The sequence below is a fragment of the Microcystis sp. 0824 genome, assembly GCF_003112475.1.
Lineage (GTDB): Bacteria > Cyanobacteriota > Cyanobacteriia > Cyanobacteriales > Microcystaceae > Microcystis > Microcystis aeruginosa_C.
Genome location: NZ_BDSM01000001.1, coordinates 1 through 18,457 on the forward strand (window position 1 = coordinate 1; position 18,457 = coordinate 18,457).

At 44.8% G+C, this 18,457-nt stretch carries 21 protein-coding genes and 1 tRNA gene; 9 read left to right on the forward strand and 13 right to left on the reverse strand.

The window, feature by feature from the left end; all coding sequences use genetic code 11:
• The first annotated feature begins 121 nt into the window (after positions 1-121).
• A complete protein-coding gene (locus N0824_RS00005; protein WP_108935234.1) occupies positions 122-1,117 on the forward strand; it encodes a carbohydrate kinase in 996 nt (331 codons plus the stop codon).
• A 10-nt stretch (positions 1,118-1,127) separates the two neighbouring features.
• Here the strand turns inward: N0824_RS00005 and N0824_RS00010 are convergent, their stop codons facing one another.
• The 4 genes from N0824_RS00010 to lepB all read right to left on the reverse strand — a co-directional run bounded on the left by N0824_RS00010 (position 1,128) and on the right by lepB (position 4,462).
• The gene (locus N0824_RS00010) at positions 1,128-2,198 is read right to left on the reverse strand and encodes a YheT family hydrolase (RefSeq protein ID WP_108935259.1); all 1,071 of its coding nucleotides are present in this window, start codon (positions 2,196-2,198) and stop codon (positions 1,128-1,130) included.
• Between the two features lie 65 nt (positions 2,199-2,263).
• The gene (locus N0824_RS00015; RefSeq protein ID WP_108935235.1) at positions 2,264-2,632 is read right to left on the reverse strand and encodes a DUF1818 family protein; all 369 of its coding nucleotides are present in this window, start codon (positions 2,630-2,632) and stop codon (positions 2,264-2,266) included.
• Between the two features lie 6 nt (positions 2,633-2,638).
• Complete coding sequence (locus N0824_RS00020) at positions 2,639-3,214, reverse strand: hypothetical protein (RefSeq protein WP_108935236.1); 576 nt, start codon at positions 3,212-3,214, stop codon at positions 2,639-2,641.
• 150 nt (positions 3,215-3,364) lie between these two features.
• Positions 3,365-4,462 (reverse strand): signal peptidase I, encoded by a 1,098-nt coding sequence (gene lepB, locus N0824_RS00025; RefSeq protein WP_108935237.1) that lies wholly within the window; start codon positions 4,460-4,462, stop codon positions 3,365-3,367.
• A gap of 173 nt (positions 4,463-4,635) precedes the next feature.
• On the opposite strand from lepB, the gene N0824_RS00030 reads away from it, so the two are divergent.
• The 3 genes from N0824_RS00030 to N0824_RS00040 all read left to right on the forward strand — a co-directional run bounded on the left by N0824_RS00030 (position 4,636) and on the right by N0824_RS00040 (position 6,362).
• Positions 4,636-5,295, forward strand: a complete 660-nt coding sequence (locus tag N0824_RS00030) for a glutathione S-transferase family protein (protein WP_108935238.1) — start codon at positions 4,636-4,638, stop codon at positions 5,293-5,295.
• The gene (locus N0824_RS00035; protein WP_108935239.1) at positions 5,296-5,592 is read left to right on the forward strand and encodes a glutathione S-transferase; all 297 of its coding nucleotides are present in this window, start codon (positions 5,296-5,298) and stop codon (positions 5,590-5,592) included.
• A 149-nt stretch (positions 5,593-5,741) separates the two neighbouring features.
• The gene (locus N0824_RS00040) at positions 5,742-6,362 is read left to right on the forward strand and encodes a chorismate lyase (RefSeq protein ID WP_108935240.1); all 621 of its coding nucleotides are present in this window, start codon (positions 5,742-5,744) and stop codon (positions 6,360-6,362) included.
• Positions 6,363-6,578: 216 nt separating this feature from the next.
• On the opposite strand, the gene N0824_RS00045 is transcribed toward N0824_RS00040, so the two are convergent.
• Entirely contained in the window at positions 6,579-8,618 is a 2,040-nt protein-coding gene (locus tag N0824_RS00045) for a hydantoinase/oxoprolinase family protein (protein WP_108935241.1), read from the reverse strand.
• A gap of 84 nt (positions 8,619-8,702) precedes the next feature.
• Between N0824_RS00045 and N0824_RS00050 the strand changes: the two genes are divergently transcribed.
• Complete coding sequence (locus N0824_RS00050) at positions 8,703-9,710, forward strand: Gfo/Idh/MocA family protein (RefSeq protein ID WP_108935242.1); 1,008 nt, start codon at positions 8,703-8,705, stop codon at positions 9,708-9,710.
• Here N0824_RS00050 and N0824_RS21135 read toward each other — a convergent pair.
• From N0824_RS21135 to N0824_RS00070, 4 genes are all read right to left on the reverse strand, one after another.
• The gene (locus N0824_RS21135; protein WP_233256319.1) at positions 9,702-9,860 is read right to left on the reverse strand and encodes a hypothetical protein; all 159 of its coding nucleotides are present in this window, start codon (positions 9,858-9,860) and stop codon (positions 9,702-9,704) included. The two genes, N0824_RS00050 and N0824_RS21135, sit on opposite strands and share 9 nt — an antisense overlap.
• A gap of 124 nt (positions 9,861-9,984) precedes the next feature.
• On the reverse strand, positions 9,985-10,785 hold the full coding sequence (gene thiD, locus N0824_RS00060; protein WP_108935243.1) for a bifunctional hydroxymethylpyrimidine kinase/phosphomethylpyrimidine kinase: 801 nt from the start codon (positions 10,783-10,785) through the stop codon (positions 9,985-9,987).
• Positions 10,786-10,791: 6 nt separating this feature from the next.
• Positions 10,792-12,039 (reverse strand): cell division protein FtsZ, encoded by a 1,248-nt coding sequence (ftsZ, locus tag N0824_RS00065; RefSeq protein ID WP_108935244.1) that lies wholly within the window; start codon positions 12,037-12,039, stop codon positions 10,792-10,794.
• Between the two features lie 192 nt (positions 12,040-12,231).
• Positions 12,232-13,053, reverse strand: a complete 822-nt coding sequence (locus N0824_RS00070) for a cell division protein FtsQ/DivIB (protein WP_108935245.1) — start codon at positions 13,051-13,053, stop codon at positions 12,232-12,234.
• Between the two features lie 245 nt (positions 13,054-13,298).
• Between N0824_RS00070 and ctpC the strand changes: the two genes are divergently transcribed.
• On the forward strand, positions 13,299-14,591 hold the full coding sequence (ctpC, locus tag N0824_RS00075) for a carboxyl-terminal processing protease CtpC (RefSeq protein WP_108935246.1): 1,293 nt from the start codon (positions 13,299-13,301) through the stop codon (positions 14,589-14,591).
• On the opposite strand, the gene N0824_RS00080 is transcribed toward ctpC, so the two are convergent.
• Positions 14,581-14,766: a hypothetical protein gene (locus N0824_RS00080; RefSeq protein ID WP_002736073.1), complete on the reverse strand. Its 186-nt coding sequence runs from the start codon at positions 14,764-14,766 to the stop codon at positions 14,581-14,583. The two genes, ctpC and N0824_RS00080, sit on opposite strands and share 11 nt — an antisense overlap.
• Before the next feature lie 198 nt (positions 14,767-14,964).
• Here N0824_RS00080 and N0824_RS00085 point away from each other — a divergent pair.
• A tRNA-Gln gene (locus N0824_RS00085) sits at positions 14,965-15,037 on the forward strand.
• Between the two features lies 1 nt (position 15,038).
• On the opposite strand, the gene N0824_RS00090 is transcribed toward N0824_RS00085, so the two are convergent.
• On the reverse strand, positions 15,039-16,088 hold the full coding sequence (locus tag N0824_RS00090; RefSeq protein WP_108935247.1) for an AI-2E family transporter: 1,050 nt from the start codon (positions 16,086-16,088) through the stop codon (positions 15,039-15,041).
• Positions 16,089-16,109: 21 nt separating this feature from the next.
• Positions 16,110-16,283, reverse strand: a complete 174-nt coding sequence (locus N0824_RS00095; RefSeq protein ID WP_233256320.1) for a hypothetical protein — start codon at positions 16,281-16,283, stop codon at positions 16,110-16,112.
• Positions 16,284-16,602: 319 nt separating this feature from the next.
• Here N0824_RS00095 and N0824_RS00105 point away from each other — a divergent pair, with 319 nt between their 5' ends.
• Together N0824_RS00105 and N0824_RS00110 are read left to right on the forward strand one after the other, a co-directional pair.
• A complete protein-coding gene (locus N0824_RS00105) occupies positions 16,603-17,052 on the forward strand; it encodes an FHA domain-containing protein (protein WP_233256321.1) in 450 nt (149 codons plus the stop codon).
• Between the two features lie 154 nt (positions 17,053-17,206).
• Complete coding sequence (locus N0824_RS00110) at positions 17,207-17,599, forward strand: DUF4278 domain-containing protein (protein ID WP_108935249.1); 393 nt, start codon at positions 17,207-17,209, stop codon at positions 17,597-17,599.
• 275 nt (positions 17,600-17,874) lie between these two features.
• On the opposite strand, the gene N0824_RS00115 is transcribed toward N0824_RS00110, so the two are convergent.
• Positions 17,875-18,453 carry a DUF4276 family protein gene (locus tag N0824_RS00115; protein ID WP_108935250.1) on the reverse strand — a complete coding sequence of 193 codons (579 nt, stop codon included), beginning with the start codon at positions 18,451-18,453 and terminating at the stop codon, positions 17,875-17,877.
• Positions 18,454-18,457: the final 4 nt, after the last annotated feature.

Sequence of the window (18,457 nt, forward strand, 5' to 3'; positions counted from 1 at the left end):
TTCATAATTCATAATTTCCACCTCCCCCCACACCCCACACCCCACACCCCACTACCCCACTACCCCACTTCATAATTCATAATTCATAATTCATAATTCATAATTCATAATTCCCACACCAATGCTTAACAATCAAAGATCTTCGCCGGTGTCTGTCATTTGTTTAGGGGAAATCCTCTATGATCTAATTGCCGATCAAAGCGATCGCTCTATAGAGCAAGTAACTTCTTGGACAACCTACGCGGGGGGTGCGCTGGCAAACGTGGCCTGTGGATTGCGAAAATTGGGCATAAATTCGGCTTTTATCGGTTGTGTGGGCAAAGATCAACCTGGAGAACAGTTAATCGCCTTGCTAGACGCTCTCGGAGTCGATACCACTGGTGTACAGTATCACCCCACCCTACCCACCCGACAAGTTTATGTCACCCGCGATGCTGGGGGAGACAGACATTTTGCGGGTTTTGGCGGCAGAAAAACGACTGATTTTGCCGATACTGCCCTTAATGCTGACCTATTGCCCGAAAATCTCTGGAAAAATGCCGATTATCTAGTGATGGGAACCCTAGGGTTAGCCTATCCCCCGGCGAGAGCGGCGATGATGCGGTCCCTCGAATTGGCTAAAATTTACGCGGTGAAAGTATTGATCGATATCAACTGGCGACCGGTTTTTTGGCCTAATCTTGAGGCTGCCCCTGATATCATTCGAGATTTTATCGCTCAGGCCGATTTGCTCAAATGTAGCGAGGAAGAAGCCGCCTGGTTATTTGGCACTGATACCCCCGTCAGAATATCATCACAATACCACAATTTAGGGGCAATTCTGGTTACTGGCGGCGCAAAAGGTTGTAAATATCATTTAGGCGAAAATAGCGGCAATGTCGAGGCTTTTTCTGGGGAGGTGGTGGATACAACTGGGGCGGGGGATGGCTTTGTGGCGGGTTTTTTGGCTCGTGCTGGTCTGGGAGGCGATCAAATCGGGGAAAATGCCGATTTAGCGCGTAAGGCGGTGATTTATGCCTGTGCGGTGGGGGCAATGGTGACAAGAAGAGCAGGCGCGATCGCATCCCAACCGACTCGGGAACAGGTGGAGGAGTTTCTAGCGGCCTTTGACTCCTAGTAATTAGCCCTTATTTGCCAGTTTTTTGGTCAAACCAGTCTAAAACCCGATTCCATGCCCACCAGCGATCGCTATCACCCCACTGACGCTGACAGGATAAACTGCTGATATAACCCACATGACCGCCATAGTTGGTTAAGAGTAGATCCACGTGGGGATTATCGGCGATCGCTGCTTGCAGATCGGGAATAACTGCGGGGGAAAAGAGGGGATCATCGGCTGCGTAGAGGATAAAAGTGGGTTTAGTTAAATAGGGTTGAAAGGGCAAGGGACTACTAGCGGCATAATAGTCAAAAACTGTCTCAAATCCTAGCTTTTTAATCACTAATTCTCGATCGAATCCGGCAATCGTGGTGGCGCGAGTAATTGCTTCGGGATCGATATGATCGGGATGAGCTTTATGGATGCGTTTGGCTAACTTGCGTAATTCCCTGGCGATCGCTTTTTCCAAATGTTTCCCCCAGGAATCCTGAACGAGATAGGATAAAGAACGATTAGAGTCTAAATTAGGACAAATTACCGCACCGCCGCCGATATCGACGGGATCGATCCCCATATCTTCCTGATTCTCTGCCGATTTAATTCCCCAGAGGGCCAATTGTCCCCCCAGAGAGTAACCCGTGAACCAAAAAGGGGCAGGACAGCCCATTTTTTGGGCTTGGGCGGCAATATGAAGGAAATCTAGCCCTTCATAGATACCATCGGAGGTGAGAGTCGGGGATAATTCGGCTGTCTTACCGTGGGCCCGCCAATCGAAGAGGACGACTGCGTAGTTTCTTGCTACGGCTTTTCTGCCTAAAATTCTTAAAAACCATTGATTATCTAAGTCTCCCGTGATGCCGTAGGTGCCGATAATGGTTCCTTTTGCTTGCGGGGGGATGGAAACAATCCCGTAGATGGGGACGGCATTGGCCCCGGTGAAAATGGTTTCTTGATAGACTGGTTCGGGAATAGCGATCGTATTTTGCCAGGTTTCTCGCGCTTTTAGGGACACATAGAGAGTCATGGCAAAACCGTTTTTCAGCAATGGGGGCGGAGTGTAGGTGAGATTATCGGTCTTCGTCCTCGGATGGGCAATCATGGCAGCACAGGGGAATCTAAAAGTCAAGAGTGGGAAACAAAAATTAACTTATGCCCACCGCTTTCTTAAAAATTGTAAAGCAAATTGTCCCAAGCGGCGAGCAACTCTGGCAGGGCAGTGGCCGACCAATTGCCCTCACAACCGCGACCTTGATAGAGAATCAATCGCAGGGAATAATTATCGGGAAATCCTGCCGCTTCTAACCATAAAAGCTCGCTTTCCGCTTCACAAGCAATACTTTCTTCATCCATTAATTCTGTGGCTATGGCTGCCATAGTTGCGGTCAATTGTGATAGTAACCGACCCAAATCTTGCCACTCGGCCTCGGTTAATTCGATCGCCCAATCATCGCCACCAATTAATCCTTTATAAACGGCTGCCGTAGGATTCCAACCGAGTCGCCAACCCGAACCATATTTGAGAATTTTTTCCATAATTTTCTAGAATTTTAATAGGTCGGCATCTCCCGGTTTTGATAAAGATGGACGACTAGGAGAAGGACTAGGAGAAGGACTAGGATTGGGGGTTTCTTGGGGGAGAATAGCGGGGTTATAAATTTCGACTAGAAGAGTTACTAACTGCTGCCGTTGACGACGATTAAGACTGTTAATCGCTTTGATATCGGCCGCCATAGGATTAACGGTAAGGGTGGCATGTCCAGGATAGTTTTCTTTGCTAATTTTCTCGTTCACTCCTAGATAATCTCCTAGGGTTAATTGCCAATCAAAACGGATGAGAGTAAACCTTTTTTTTGTATCTTGATGATAACGAAGAAAGCGACTGATTAAAGTATTATTCGGATCGATCACTCCTGTATCTTGACGGGTATAATTATTTTCTTTCGGTAAATCTGGCATTACTTGATAAATTTGTTGAGCAACTGTTTCGGGTCGTTGAATTTGGCTCATCCCCAGGGATTGCCAGGATAAACACCAGAGAATTATCCCCATTCCTAAACAGAATATTAATAATATTATTTGCTGAATTTTCAGCTTTTGAGGAAATTTTAACAGCATATTAATCAAGAAAAGTTGAAGTTAATTATCTAGGAACAGTGGGAATTTTTCTGGAACATTTCCAGAGTTTGGGAATGTTATAATTATCTAACAATACCCCAACTCATCTAACTGTAACACCTAGGCTCAAAGTTACCCCAGTCATCCCCATCATAGCAAAGACTGGACACGATCGAGAGGCCAGTAAACTTTATAGGCTTGACCAACGACATAACTTTCGGGCAAAAAACCCCAATCACGGGAATCAAAACTATGGTTACGATTATCTCCCAAAACAAACAGGGTTTTTGGGGGTACAGTCATAAATTCTATTTCATAATTGGCTAACTCGGCGGTGTAGGGTTCCTCGATAACTTGCCGGTTGAGATAAACTTTACCCCTGCGGATTTCCATGGTATCTCCGGCAATAGCGATGACTCGTTTGATAAAAAAATCTCCGGAATTAGGATCTAGTTGCTTAATTTTTTCGGGAGTTCTAAAAACAATTATATCGCCTCTTTCCGCTTGATAATTACCAGATTGACTGACGAAAACGCGATCACCTACTGCGAGGGTAGGCAGCATAGATTCGCTAGGAATCTGGAAAAATTCTATTTTTTGATGTAACCAATCGGGAAAATAATTACAGATAATTCCCCAAGTAAAAATTGCTGCCACCATCAGTGCCAAAATGGAACGATAGGTGTGACGATGGGGATGGAATTGATGGGGGAAAGTGTGATAAACATGATAAATAGCGATCGCTGTAATTAAAGGAGTAAGAAAAAGGATATTGGTCAAAAAATGATCCATTTTCAGGGTAATCAGGGATATAGTCAGAAAAATTATCCCTAAGATCACCTTATCGGCGTACAATTGCCCTAACCCCGGTATAATCCGGTTAGCGAAGACGGCAAACCATGGGTTTTTTTGTTGACGGGGAATTTTCTCTAAGCTGTTATTCTGTCTGGAATAATAAACACTCCAGTGAGCGTCAAAAATATTGCTAATGTAAAGGACAACCAGAGCAACTATTCCCCCTAATCCCCAGCTTACATGGCCATTGGGGCTAAAAATTGACCAAATTGTCACAATTATTAATATTACTTGAGCGATCGCCCAAATGGTTGCTTTTTGGTTTTTGTTGGCATACCATTGTCCTAAACCGGGGAAGAACATCGAGAGATTGACAGCTAACCAGGGATCTTTTGCTTGTGAATTAGTCGCATAAGGAGGAGAAACAGCCGAAAAAAGGGGGGGTTTGCTCATAGTATATATTTATTGGCAATTCAGTGATCAGTAAACAGTAATCAGTGAAAACATATTAGTAATAATACTGCTCGCTTAATACATACTGCTCACTTAAAACTCAAATCTGATAACTGATAACTGATAACTGATAACTGATAACTGATAACTATTATAGCAACCAACAAAACTTAATGCTTTTACTTCAATTTAGCACCTCTCATTACTGTCGCAAAGCTCGTTTAGCTCTAGGTTATAAGGGGATTGATTACCAAGTAGAAAATCTCACCCCCGGACTACATATTCTCAAACTCAGTCCCCTAACCAAAGGGTTAACCACTGTCCCCGTTTTAATGGCAGCAGATGAGATTATTGCCGATTCTACTGCCATTTTCAGATATTTAGAAAAAGTAGTTCCTGTCCCCTCTTTTATTCCCGCTGGGGAAAAGGATAAAAATCAAGCTTGGTTACTAGAGGATTGGTTAGATGAAAGTATTGGAGTAGCGACGAGATTTGTCTATTATGATTATCGCGCCGGAGAGGGAAAAGTGATCGATCCTTCCCTGAGTAGTCAAATAATTATTAAGATCGTGCGACAACAATATAAAATCACCCCAGCAAGGGTAAAATTAGCGGAGGAACGTCTAGAAAATGCCCTCAAGATTCTAGAATATTGGCAAAATCAGGCCTATTTGGTGGCGGATAAATTAAGTGTAGCTGATATTGCCGCCACTGCCCTACTCAGTCCTCTGGCTCTAATTCCCAGTTATCGTCAAAAATATCCCTGGTTGTTTGCTAGAATCGGGGAAATTCATCAACAGTGTCGAGAAAAATTGCCCCCCGGTTTAAATTAAATGCAGCGAACGACCAAAATTATCATCCTCATCTCGATCGGTTTCTTCTCGCCCCTCAAAACCCTTGCTTTGCCCTCTCCTGAAGATATTCCCGAAGAAGTTTTACGAGCAGAAATTATCACTTCGGCTCGATCGCCCCTGGATAATCAACCCCTAACTGCGGCAGAATATGCCTTACTAGAAGAACAATTAGCCACCAGCATTTATCCCCCCCAAATTAATCCCAAGATTCGACAATTAATTGCCCTGAGAAGATTACAAAAACTCCTCCAGATCTTCATACCCTTCTATCGTTAATATCAAAATAGCCGATCTCCTGTGGCAAGAGTGCCTATGCTAACCAAAAAGTTTAGAGAGAATTAGAGCAAGGCGATCGCTGTTATCGCCAGCAGACAAAAATCCCGTGTTATGATTAATGAAAAAATCATAAAGTTTTGTAACAAACCTTGACTGCTATCCTCCGCCCCCAAGAAAAGCCCCTGCTTAATCCTCCTTGGTACTCCCTGTCCCCTCTCTGGCAAGGAGACGAAACCGATGTTAAACAAGGTTTACCCCATAGCCAACTCGCACCCCCGTGGCAGATTTTAATTCTCGGCGATGGTTCTCCCACCCGTCATTTACAACTTTTAACCGGTGAAAAAACGGAAGTGGATGTGATCGATATGTCCCCCATCGGCGATGATGAGGATGGCGCACCGATGAAAATTAGCCTGATTCCGGGGCCAAGATTGCGTCGTCAAGTCTGGTTACGCACAGCTAGTGGTCAAAGGTTAGCCTATGCCGCTTCTTGGTGGTCTGTCAATCAAGTGGACGAATATCTAGAAAATCGTTCCCTACCGATTTGGGAAAGTCTCTCGCGGCTGCACACGGAATTGTATCGCGATGTGCAGGGACTTTATTACGGTCATTCCCCGGAATTAGAAATAGCTTTTGGGGAAAAAGGAGCATTTTGGGGTCGTCATTACCTATTTTGGCACGCTCGCCAACCCCTTACCCTGATTTACGAGGTTTTTTCTCCCTATCTCCGTAAATACCTCGGCGAAATGAGAATTGATCAATTAGAATAACTGCCGTAGATATTTCTATGTAGTTCAATTAGTTAATAGAGTTCTTGCATAATTAATTTTTGAGAGTGCAAAAATGAGAAAAATAGACATAAAATTGCATAAAAGCCCTAAATAGAGCATTTAATTGATTAATGCTCATTCTTAATTCTCCTGACTCCTGAATACTGGCTCGGAGACTCCTCACCTAAGGTCAGATTTTTGATTTTTGCAAGAGGTCTAATCTTTGGAGAGAATTAAATGATTTTTCTCCGTTAATTTTGCCATCCAACCCGGTTCAATCACAATCGTGCTAATTTTTTCGATAATAATTGCCGGTCCTGTCAGACAATCAAAAGGTTGCAGATCTGAACGCTGATAAATTGGCGTTTCTCGCCATTGATTAGCCATAAAAACCGCTACTCGATCGAGGATAGGAGGTAATTCTCCCATCGGACGGGAGCGAGTTAAAATTGCTTCTTTGGGACTGTCCATAGTCTGGATCAATTCCACGGCAATCGACTCAATAATTAAAGCTTTTTGTTCTTGCTTAAAACCATAACGTCTTTGATGTTCCCGTTCAAAATCCTGACGCATTTGATCGCTAAAATTAACCGCTAAAGTGGCATCACTGCCTTGATATTTTAAACTAACTTGCTGCCGCACCTGATTATAACCCTCTAATTCCCGACCCGCTAAAACTTCTAATTCCTTCATCTCCGTGAGTAACTGCCCGATTAAATCGGCATTTAAGGGCTGTTCGATCGCTTTTTCTTTAATTACCCTCAAATCGGCCAAACCCATGCCGTAGGCGCTTAAAACCCCGGCGTAGGGATGGAGAAAAATGCTTTTCATTCCCAGAGTATCGGCAATTAAACAAGCCACTTGACCCCCGGCACCGCCAAAGGTACAAAGAGTATAATCACTGAGATCATAACCCTTTTGTAGAGAGATTTTTTTAATCGCATTAGCCATATTTTCTACGGCAATTTGAATAAACCCGGCAGCCAGGAGTTCAGGACTATTATTACCCCCCATTGTTGCCGCCAATTCTTGAAACTTTGTCAGCACAATCTCTCTATCTAGGTGTAAATTTCCCTCTTCTCCAAAAATAGCGGGAAAATAGGGGGATTGAATTTTTCCTAACAAAACATTAGCATCGGTAATTGTTAATGGTCCACCCCGTCGATAACAGGCAGGTCCCGGATTAGCTCCGGCACTTTCTGGTCCGACCCGAAAACGATAACCATCATAGACTAAAATCGAACCCCCACCAGCGGCCACGGTGTGAATACTTAACATCGGCGCTCGCATTCTTACGCCGGCAATTTCGTTATCTGTTTGCCGCTCGTATTCCCCTTGAAAATGAGAAACATCGGTGCTAGTTCCTCCCATATCAAAACTGATAATTTTGCTAAATCCCGCCCTTAAACTGGTTTGTACTGCCCCGACTATTCCCCCCGCAGGACCAGATAAAATGCTATCTTTACCCTGAAATTTATCGGCGGTGACTAAACCGCCATCGGATTTCATAAATAGTAAGCTAGTTTTCGGTAATTGCTGGCTAATACTATCAACATAGCGGCGTAAAATTGGCGATAGATAGGCAGAAACTACCGTGGTATCTCCCCGGGATACCAGTTTCATTAAAGGACTGACTTGGTGGGAAATGGCTAGGTGAGTAAAGCCGATTTCTTCGGCAATGGCTGCCACTTGTTTTTCGTGGTCAGGATAACGATAACCGTGCATAAAAACAATCGCACAACTTCGGATACCCGCTTGATAAACTGGTATTAAATCGGCTTTAACTTGGGCGGGATTAACGGCGATTAATTCTTGTCCTTGACTATCGTAGCGTTCGGCCACTTCGATAACTTGTTCGTATAATAAAGAAGGAAGAATAATTTGACGGGCAAAAATATCGGGGCGATTTTGATAGCCAATTCTCAAGGCATCTTTAAACCCTTTGGTGATTAACAAAACCGTGCGCTCTCCTTTTCTTTCTAACAGCGCATTGGTGGCTACCGTTGTTCCCATTTTGATCACTTCGATGTTATCTAGGGAACCGCTAATATCTTTGATCCCTTGAATGACTGCATCTGGGTATTTTTCGGGATTCTCCGAGAGCAGTTTATAGAGAACAATCCACTGTTGATCGGCAATGGGAACAATCAGAAATCTAGCGGCATCTCTAGCTAGTCGTTCAATAATTTCTGGTCGATCGATTATCGCCACTATATCGGTAAAAGTTCCCCCTCGATCGATAAAAAATTTTAACATAATCCCTTCCAGTTCTCAGAATCAATGAACAATTGCGCCTAATCCTTTTAAAATAAACTAGATTGATTTATCTGAGTAAGCAAAATGTCCACAGGAATCGCTATCTTAGGGGTAGGACGTTGGGGAGTGCATTACGTCCGTCATTTTTCTCAACATCCCTCAGCACAAGTGGTGGCAATAGTTGATCCCTCCCCCGAAAAACTCCGTCTCTGTCGCGATCAATTTAATCTCGATACTAATAAGGTTATTTTAGCCAATGACTGGGAATCTATTCGCAATCACCCCGAAATCTCGGCTGTGGTCGTCGTTACTCCCGCCATCAGTCATTATCCCCTGATTAAAGATGCTCTTAATTTAGGTTATCACGTCCTCGCCGAAAAACCCTTAACCCTCAATCCCCAAGAAAGCGCCGAATTAACGGAATTAGCGGCGAAAAAACAGCGTATTTTATTAGTTGATCATACCTATCTTTTTCATCCCGCCGTTATCACCGGACAAAAAGTCCTGCAATCCGGGGGTATCGGTAAACCTCTTTATGGTTATGCCACTCGCACTCACTTAGGTCCCGTCCGTCAGGATGTGTCCGCTTTGTGGGATTTAGCTATTCACGATATCTCGATTTTTAATCATTGGTTAAATAGTACACCAGTATCGGTACAGGCGAGGGGAACCTTCTGGCTACAACCTAATCTAGCCGATTTAGTCTGGTTAACCCTGATCTATGGCGATGGTTTTCAAGCGACTATTCACCTTTGTTGGTTGAATCCCGATAAACAGCGACGTTTAGGGATAGTTGGCAGCGAAGGGACTTTAATTTTTAATGAATTAGACTCTCGATCGCCTTTAACCCGACAAAAAGGCCATTTTGAGCGTCAGGAAGCCTATTTTATTCCCCGGGGACAGGAGACGGAATCTATCCCTATTGCCGATGGTGAACCCCTAAAAGCATTATGCGAACATTTTTTAGAGTCGGTGGCTACGGGGGTCGATTCTCCTGTATCTTCGGGATCGGTAGGGACGGAATTAGTCAAAATCCTCCAGGCAGCAGAATTATCTCTAGCCAGAGGTGGAGAGATCGTGCGCTTAGAATAGGGAAACATGGGGTTCCTCGATGGAATTCCTCTCGAAACTCTCTACCACTTTTTCTAATCTTCTTCCCTGAGCAACTACTGTCTCGATTTCCTGACGTAATTGCCGATTACTCTTGACAAGTTGCTGGTTTTGTGCTTCTAGAAATTCCACCCGTGCCTGAATGGCCTACAATTCTTTGACTAATTCTCGATCGACCGAGAGGGGAACCGAGGGGCGACCAGTGCAACTCTGGGGTACTTGGGGGGAAATACGCGGCGTAGTGGTCATGAATTGACTAATTTAGGGCTTTTAAAGAGTAAAAATGACCCACTGGACCGGTTCCGCGACCGATAGCGAGGGAATGCTCAAGGGCGTTAGTAACGTAATCCTTGGCTTTTCTCACCGCTATTTTCAGGTCATCACCCAAAGCGAGGTTAGCAGCGATCGCCGCCGATAGGGTACAACCAGTCCCGTGAGTATTATTGGTTTCGACGCTTCTGGTCTTAAAAGTTTGCCATTCTTGCCCATCAAAGCAGATATCAACCCCACGCAGCCGCCCTTTCATGCCTCCCCCCTTCACTAATACCGGTGTGGCCGACTTCTGGAAAATAATTTCGGCGGCCGCTTTCATCGTCTCAAAATCATTGATCTCGATGCCACTTAAAAGCTGCGCTTCGTAACGATTAGGGGTAATAATCGAAGCCAGAGGAATTAAACTATCCAAAAGACTATCTACAGCCCGATCATCAATTAATTTGGCCCCTACCCGCGAAACCATAACCGGATCCACCACTAAACTGATTAAACGCCAGCGCTCGATCGCCTCGGCCACTGCTTCGATAATCTCGCTACTAAACAGCATTCCCGTCTTGACCGCTGACACACCCAAATCCCTGACCACGGCATCGATTTGGGCTGTTACCATTTCTGGACTTAAGGACTCGACGCGCTCAACCCCTAGGGTATTTTGGGCGGTAACGCAGGTAAGGGCGCTGGTGCCGTGAACTCGGTGGAAGGCGAAGGTTTTCAAATCAGCTTGAATTCCCGCGCCGCCACCACTATCGGAACCGGCGATGGTGAGAGCAATGGCAGTCATAGGACGTTAGCGATCAAAAGGACGACGACGTTGCAAGAAGTCCGGTATATCTAATCCAGGCGGTTTTGGTGGTTCGGGAGTGGGTGCCGGACTGGGTGCAGGGGTATTGATCACCACCTTGCTACCGGTGGGACGAGAGGGGGATTCCCCAGAAAAACCGGTGGCAATGACGGTAATTCTGACTTCTCCCTGCATTTTCTCATCAATTACTGCCCCAAAGATAATATTAGCATTGGGATCCACCACTTCATAGATAATTTCGGCGGCGGCATTGACTTCGTGTAGGGTTAGATCTTGACCACCGGTGATATTAAAGACCACACCTTTCGCCCCTTCGATCGAGGATTCCAGTAACGGTGAGGAGATAGCCGCGATCGCACCTTCCTTAGCCCGAGATTTTCCCGAACCGATGCCGATGCCCATTAGGGCCGAACCCGCATCGGCCATCACTGCTCGCACATCGGCGAAATCCACATTTACCAGACCGGGGATAGTAATAATATCCGAGATGCCCTGCACCCCTTGGCGCAGCACATCATCGGCGACGCGAAAAGCCTCCTGTAGGGGAGTTTCGGCGGGTATTACCTGTAATAACTGGTTATTGGGGATAATAATCAGGGTATCGACCCGACTTTGTAAACCACCCACCCCTTCATCGGCCTGATTAGTGCGACGACGGCCCTCGAAGGTAAAGGGACGAGTCACAACTCCCACGGTCAAACAGCCGATTTCTTTGGCAATTTCGGCCACAATTGGAGCAGCCCCCGTTCCCGTGCCGCCGCCCATGCCGGCGGTAATAAAGACTAGATCGGTTCCTTCCAATGCTTGGGCGATTTCATCCCGAGATTCTTCCGCCGCTTTCTGTCCGATCGCCGGATTCCCCCCCGCCCCTAGGCCTCGGGTTAATTTTGTCCCGATTTGTAACCTCTGGGGGGCGGAGGAGTGGGCCAGGGCTTGGGCGTCGGTGTTAATTGCCCAAAATTCGATTCCAGTCACGCCACTGGCGATCATGCGGTTAACGGCGTTACAGCCCCCACCGCCGACCCCGATCACCTTGATCTTGGCGACATTGCTTGGCACGATGCGATTACTACGACTTTCTTCTCGGGGTGTCATCTGTGATTCATGGGGGCGAGTAAATAATACTCCAGCATTATTCTGAGAGGAATGATTATCTTCGCTCACGGCTGAACTGGAATAATCGTTACTGTTCAGATTTGGGTAGATGGAAACAATTTCATTAATCGAGGTCATTGGAATTGGAACACTCTTAGTACAAGATTCTGTTATTGGTTTGATAAATCAGAGATGCACTGTTAACACTATCACTAACATTATGTCGGTTCCAGTATCTACATTATCAGTTTCTTGTTCAGAAAATCATAATTTGGTTTTTTTGGCAATACATAAAGGGAATAATTGCCGTTTTTTACTGATAAATTCCAGTTAATTCCTACCAGTTGCCGTTACTTTGGCAACCCTAGGGGCTGGCTGCGGTTTTAATTGTACAGTGGGAGCATCGGGATTGCTCAGGTCAATGTAGAGGATTCGCTCTAGAGGTATCTTGGATGACAATGGCCGCGATTGTACAAGAGCGGTTAATTTTTCGGGCAATCTATCTCTATAAAAACCTAAATAGACCTGCCCCAGTTCAGTTTTTAGTACAAGGTTACTAGGATTGCGCCAATCGATGGCGGTAACTTTAATCGATAAGTTATCAACTAAGGGATAAATTTTTTGCCACTGTTGTTGATATTGTCGGTCGTAACCAAGCACTTCTAGGCTAGGTAATTGGCTTTTGGGCAGAGTTCGACCATAATAGTTTTGAGGAATTATCGTTCCCGAGGCATCTAAAAAACCTTGCTGTTGATGAGAACGCCAACGGGCAACAGGTTTTCTTTCTTGAATAGAAACAATCACTTTCGGGGGTAATAATTGCCGCTCGATCTTAACGTCGGCAATGGCGGGAATAGCTGCTAATTTTTCTCGCAATCGATGGGTAGGTAATTCCCAGAGAGACAGAGGATAGCTTAATTTCAGCCAAGCACGAATCGACTCGGGCGACATTAATTCCGTGCCTTCGATTTCCACCTGTCCAGCCTTGGTAATTGTCCAATAGGGCGAAGTCATCCCCCAAGCTAATCCCGCCGCTAAACCACTAACCACCAGAAAGCGACCTAGGGCTTGCCACACCTTTGATCGCCTTTGGTGGCGCAGGTTTTGTCGTTTTTGTTCCAGGGAGAGGGAAGAAAGGATTTGATCGCTCATAGGGAAAATTCGGGGCAGTTTTGCTGTTATCTTAGGTCGTGAAGTGGGCCGCTGGCAACTCGATCGCTACTGGAGTAACCAGTTTGACAAAGAAAGAGATAATCAATGTTATAACAGTAGTAGTCTACAGGCGTTCTTTTGTCTGTGTCCAATAAACCTAAACGCTACTTTTTGTCAAGATATTTCGACGGTCAGCCAGAAAGAGCGTTCCGGCAAGAACAGCCTAATTTATCCGAAAATTACCTATGGTTATCAACAAACGCGGACTTGTTCTCGGTGCTACAGCAGTGGTCCTGTCTACCGTCGCCGTCACGGGAGCGGGATTCCGTCTCTCCCAAAGTCAAGCTTTTTTTCAGGAAAGTCCCAAGGAAACCGTTGATGAGGTTTGGCAGATCATCAACCGCACTTATTTAGACGGCACTTTTAATCAATCGGACTGGAATGCCATCCGCAATCAGTATTTAAATCGTTCCTACAAAAATCAAGAGGAAGCATACACCGCTATCCGCGAGATGTTGAAAACTCTCAATGATCCCTATACCCGTTTTATGGATCCCAAAGAGTTTAACAATATGAAGATCGATACATCGGGAGAGTTGACGGGGGTAGGGATTCAACTGACCAAAGATGAGAAAACTAAGCAGTTAGTCGTGGTTTCACCCATAGAAGACACTCCCGCTTCTAAAGCTGGTGTGCTGCCTAAAGATGTGATTATCGCTATCGATGGTAAATCTACCGAAGGTATGGAACTGGAGCAAGCGGTGAGCATGATCCGCGGCAAAGTGGGGACAAGCGTTAAGATCACGATTCAACGGGGTGAGGAGAAGAAAGAATTGACTCTTACCCGGGCCAAAATTGAAATTCACCCAGTGCGGGCCCGCACGGAAAACACCCCGATCGGTAAAATTGGTTATATCCGTCTCAATCAATTTAGCGCCCAAGCTAGTGGCGATATGAGTCAAGCGATTCGCGAATTGGAATCTGAAGAGGTGAAGGGTTATATTCTCGATCTGCGTTCTAACCCCGGCGGTTTACTTTACGCCAGCATCGAAATCGCTCGGATGTGGATACCCGATGGTTTAATTGTCTCTACGGTTGATCGCAAAGGGGTGACGGAACGTCAACGGGCTAACAATCAAGCTTTGACTAATAAACCGCTAGTTGTCCTCGTCGATGGTGGTTCCGCTAGTGCCAGTGAAATTCTCTCCGGAGCTTTACAGGATCATGATCGGGCGGTTATTGTCGGTACGAAAACCTTTGGTAAGGGATTAGTGCAATCGGTACGCAGTCTCAGTGACGGTTCCGGATTAGCGGTGACGATTGCCAAGTATCTCACCCCCGACGGACGGGACATCAATAAAGATGGTATTCATCCGGATGTGGAGTCGGAACTGAGCGAGGAAGATCGCAAAAATCTTCAACAGGAACGGGATCAGGTGGGAACCTTCCAGGATCCTCAATTCAAGAAGGGTTTTGAAATCTTGGAAAAAGAAATCACTGAAGGCAAGAAAACACCCACCAATACCGCTAAACAATAGGTTGACATTTGCCCGCTCGAATTAAACCCACCCGACGGGCGATCGCTTCTCCCCGCTCGGCAAAAGGGCCCCAGTATTGACCATTAACTGGGGTTTTTCCGTTTTCTAGGGCTATAATCTGACAAATTCCCGTATTTTCCTGAACAATGTACCAGTTTTGTGCGCTATTATCCATAGATTTTTCTCCTTATACCCCAAACCCTAGGATTGATTCATAGTAGGGTTGATTCATGAATCAACCCTACCCCAAACCCCAAACCCCACACCCTGCCCCCACGAAAAACTTTTTGCCGCAAACCCTAAGCAAAAAATTTTTATCAACTTCTTGACAAAACCGGGGAGATAAATGCTAATATTAAAAAGGTCTGTCCAATGGGGATTAGCCAAGCGGTAAGGCAGCGGGTTTTGGTCCCGCCATTTCCTAGGTTCGAATCCTAGATCCCCAGTTTAGTATTTTTTATCCCCAGTCCGCCAATGATCGAGAATATCCTCGATCAAAGCTTCCTTGAGCCAAATACGACCGATAAGCGTCAGGGGAACCGCCAGAAATAGCCCTAAAAAGCCAAAAATCGAGGCGAAAAATAACTGGGCCAACAGGGTAAAAGCGGGTAAGAGTTTGAGCGACCGCACTGTTAAAATGGGCAGCGGTGAATGACGGTCGAAATATTGAATTAACAGATAAATACTGCTGTAGAGCAGTAAAACTGCCCAGGGTTGCCAGGGAGCTTCCAGAAGGGCGATAGAAAAGGGTAAAATCGTGCTTAAAACCGGGCCGAGGTTAGGGATAAAGGTGAGAAATCCCGCGAGAATAGATTGGGAAAAAGCGAGGGGAATGCCAATCAGGGATAGACCCAAACAACTGCCCAAGGTCATAATCAACATATGACAGAAAATCCCTTTCAGCCAAGCTTTTAAATCTCGATCGCACTGTTCTAGGATCGATCGTACCCGAGAACGGTAGAAAGCAGGAAATAAACGCAGAAAACAACGGTAGTAAGCGGCAGGATCGGCGAGAATCATCAAGCCCAGGGCAACAATTAGCAGTAAGCTGAGGATAATGCCGAAAGTACCGTAAAAAATGCTTAAACCCCGCCCAGCAATTTGGTTAATCAGGGGTTGTAATTGAGTCAGCAGAGTTTTAAAATCCGGGAAGACATTGGCCAGACTAGGATCGAGATAATCCTCAAGACTATGGACTTGTCCCCAGAGTCTTTCTATAGCTTGGGGTAATAAACTAAATAATTGGCGAAATTGTTGGACTAAAGCGGGTATAATCCCCACAAAAATACCGATAATACCAATAAAGAAGCTAAAAAGAGTGATAATTAGGGCGTGGGAACGCTTGAGGTGATGACGCTGCCACCAAGTCACAGCCAAATTTAAAATCTGAGCCAGAAGAATCGCCATCAATAATAATAAGAGAATCTGTCGAATCTGCCAGAGAATCAACAGACAAAAGACTAACAGGACTAAACCGAGGCTGCTGCCAAAAGTCATGATGAGTAAGGAGAAAAATTCCTAATCAGTTATTGTCCGTCTCCAGAGGGCAAAAACCGTGAGCAGAAAAGGAGTAAAAACCAGAATTAAAGTGTTAAAAAGACCAGGAGCGATCGATAATAAAGGGGCAAGATATTTAATTCCCAGGGAGATTAAAGCCGATATCAAGATTATTTTTATAATAAAGCCGCTCATAGATGAGTTTTTGGGTGATACAAGCACTATCTTATCTCTGAAGAGGTTAAAATTTGATCAAAATCGGGAAATTATTCCCCATCAGTTCTATTAATATTGGGGCGAAGTGACCAGATTTTCTAGGCGAGGTCGGTTTAGGGGGAAGGGAAAGTATGGGACAGTAACTGGATTAACGAGAACGTCAATCCCCGGCTGACTAACCAGAACTCGATTCAGGCTCTCTGTTATCAGGATGTTAAGGATCGGTTCGGATAGATTCAGGGTTACAGAAAGCTCCCGTTCAAGCGTCAGCTTAACGGGAGTAGATTGCCCGACATTTATGATAAAATTCTCGCTGTCCACCGCCTCTGTCCTGCCGCCAACAGTCACCGTGATCACCTTAACTCTTTTACACCCCAGTCAAGCCACACCCCTACAACATTGGCAATTTGACAATGATCAGTCAACCATTCTCGTCGGCAGGGCGCTGGATAATCATGTAGTTCTCTATAGTGCTGTGGTTTCGAGGCGGCACTTAGAAATCCACCGTAATGATCAGGATGATTGGGAATTGGAAAATTTAGGGGCAAATGGGACGTTTCTCAATGGCAACCCGATCAAGAAAACCGCCGTCGTCGATGGGATGGTGGTTCGTTTAGCCACCTCTGGCCCGCAAATTCAAATTCGTCTCATTGATGAGGACGAGCAACCAAAATTAATCCTCAAACCCCTAGAGGCTCTTTTGGCGGACGACCGCGTCCAGCCAGAAAAGGATACTATAGCCAGCTAGAAAATGTTAAATTTTTATAAAGTTTTTTCAATTTCCCTAACAAAATGTAAAAATAGATACAGAATAAGAAATAAAATCTTGTACTTTGTTATCCCTAAATAGAGACGACAAGAGAGATTAAAGTCAATTTAAAGCATTGCCTGGAGTCAGTGATATGATGTTAGCCTATCGAGGAGTTAAGTACGAAAGGGATTCTCTCCCCTTGGAGATGAAGACCGGAGATATCGGGGGTACATACCGAGGTCAAGACTGGAATCACCATTATCCTCGCCATATGCTCCAATTAGAACCGAAACTGCATCGTCAGTATCGTGGGGTTGCCTACAGCACCCGTCCTCATCTTACCGGGCAAGTCATCCCAAACACTTGTCCGTTGCCCGTTGTCAAACCCCCTGTTGTCGTCCAAGAGGAAACCCTTTCTAGCATCCATCTGAACAATATTCGTCGTCGTCTGGAACGTCGTTTACAAATCGCTCAAGAGAATGGTGACGAAACCCTCGTTAATCTCTTGAAAAAAGAATCCCAAGACTTAGCCTTAAACTACTAGATTAGCAGTTTTTTTGCCACTTTCCCCTCAGTTCTGCCGGGGGGAATATTTTGGGGACTAAAAATGACACCCAGAGAAATTATCGGCTCTTCTGGTTTCTGTGTGAAAATGAGGTCTATACTGATAGTTTATTTAACAAAATAGTCCTAAAAGTCTTTCCCAGTAAACATTTCACGATTTCATAAGCAAAAATTATCACACAAAGTCGAGAAGAGCCAATTATCACCCTAGTTAGGAGTTTATAGGCTTTTAATTAGATTAGGTCGAGGTCTATTTTAGTTCGGGTTCGGATTGGGGCGTTGTATCATTTCCACAACATTTTTGATACCTTGGATAAAAGTTTGAAAACTACGGGATTTATTTTCAGTTAGGGAAAGATGCGGGGCAATCTGTTTAGAGTGGGTTCCTGCATAATACTCTTTCACTAGCTTTTTTAATTCTTGTTTGGCCGAGTTAAGCAGGTCTGGTTCTCTGTATTTACTTTTATTTTGTTTTTGACCGAGACTATTTAAATTATACGCCTTGGCCACCGCTGCTAAATCTCCCAGAAACCAAGATTCTAATTCATGGCAAATAATCCGAATTAATACTTGAGCATCACTGGCATTTTGACAAATTTCCCCTAGTTCCTTTTTGAGTTTTTGACAATCGTGGGAATCCTGATCGTGGACAATAATAAATTTGGTATTGGGACTAGATTTCTTGAAAGCTTTGAGTTTTATAGGAATAGATTTGGCTAGGTCTTGTTTGCCTTGATGACCAATACATATATAGCTTATTTCTGGGGGAATAAGTTTAGGCAAAAGTTCTTCTAACACATTTTTTATAGATGACTCTTCTAGCAAAAATACGATATCA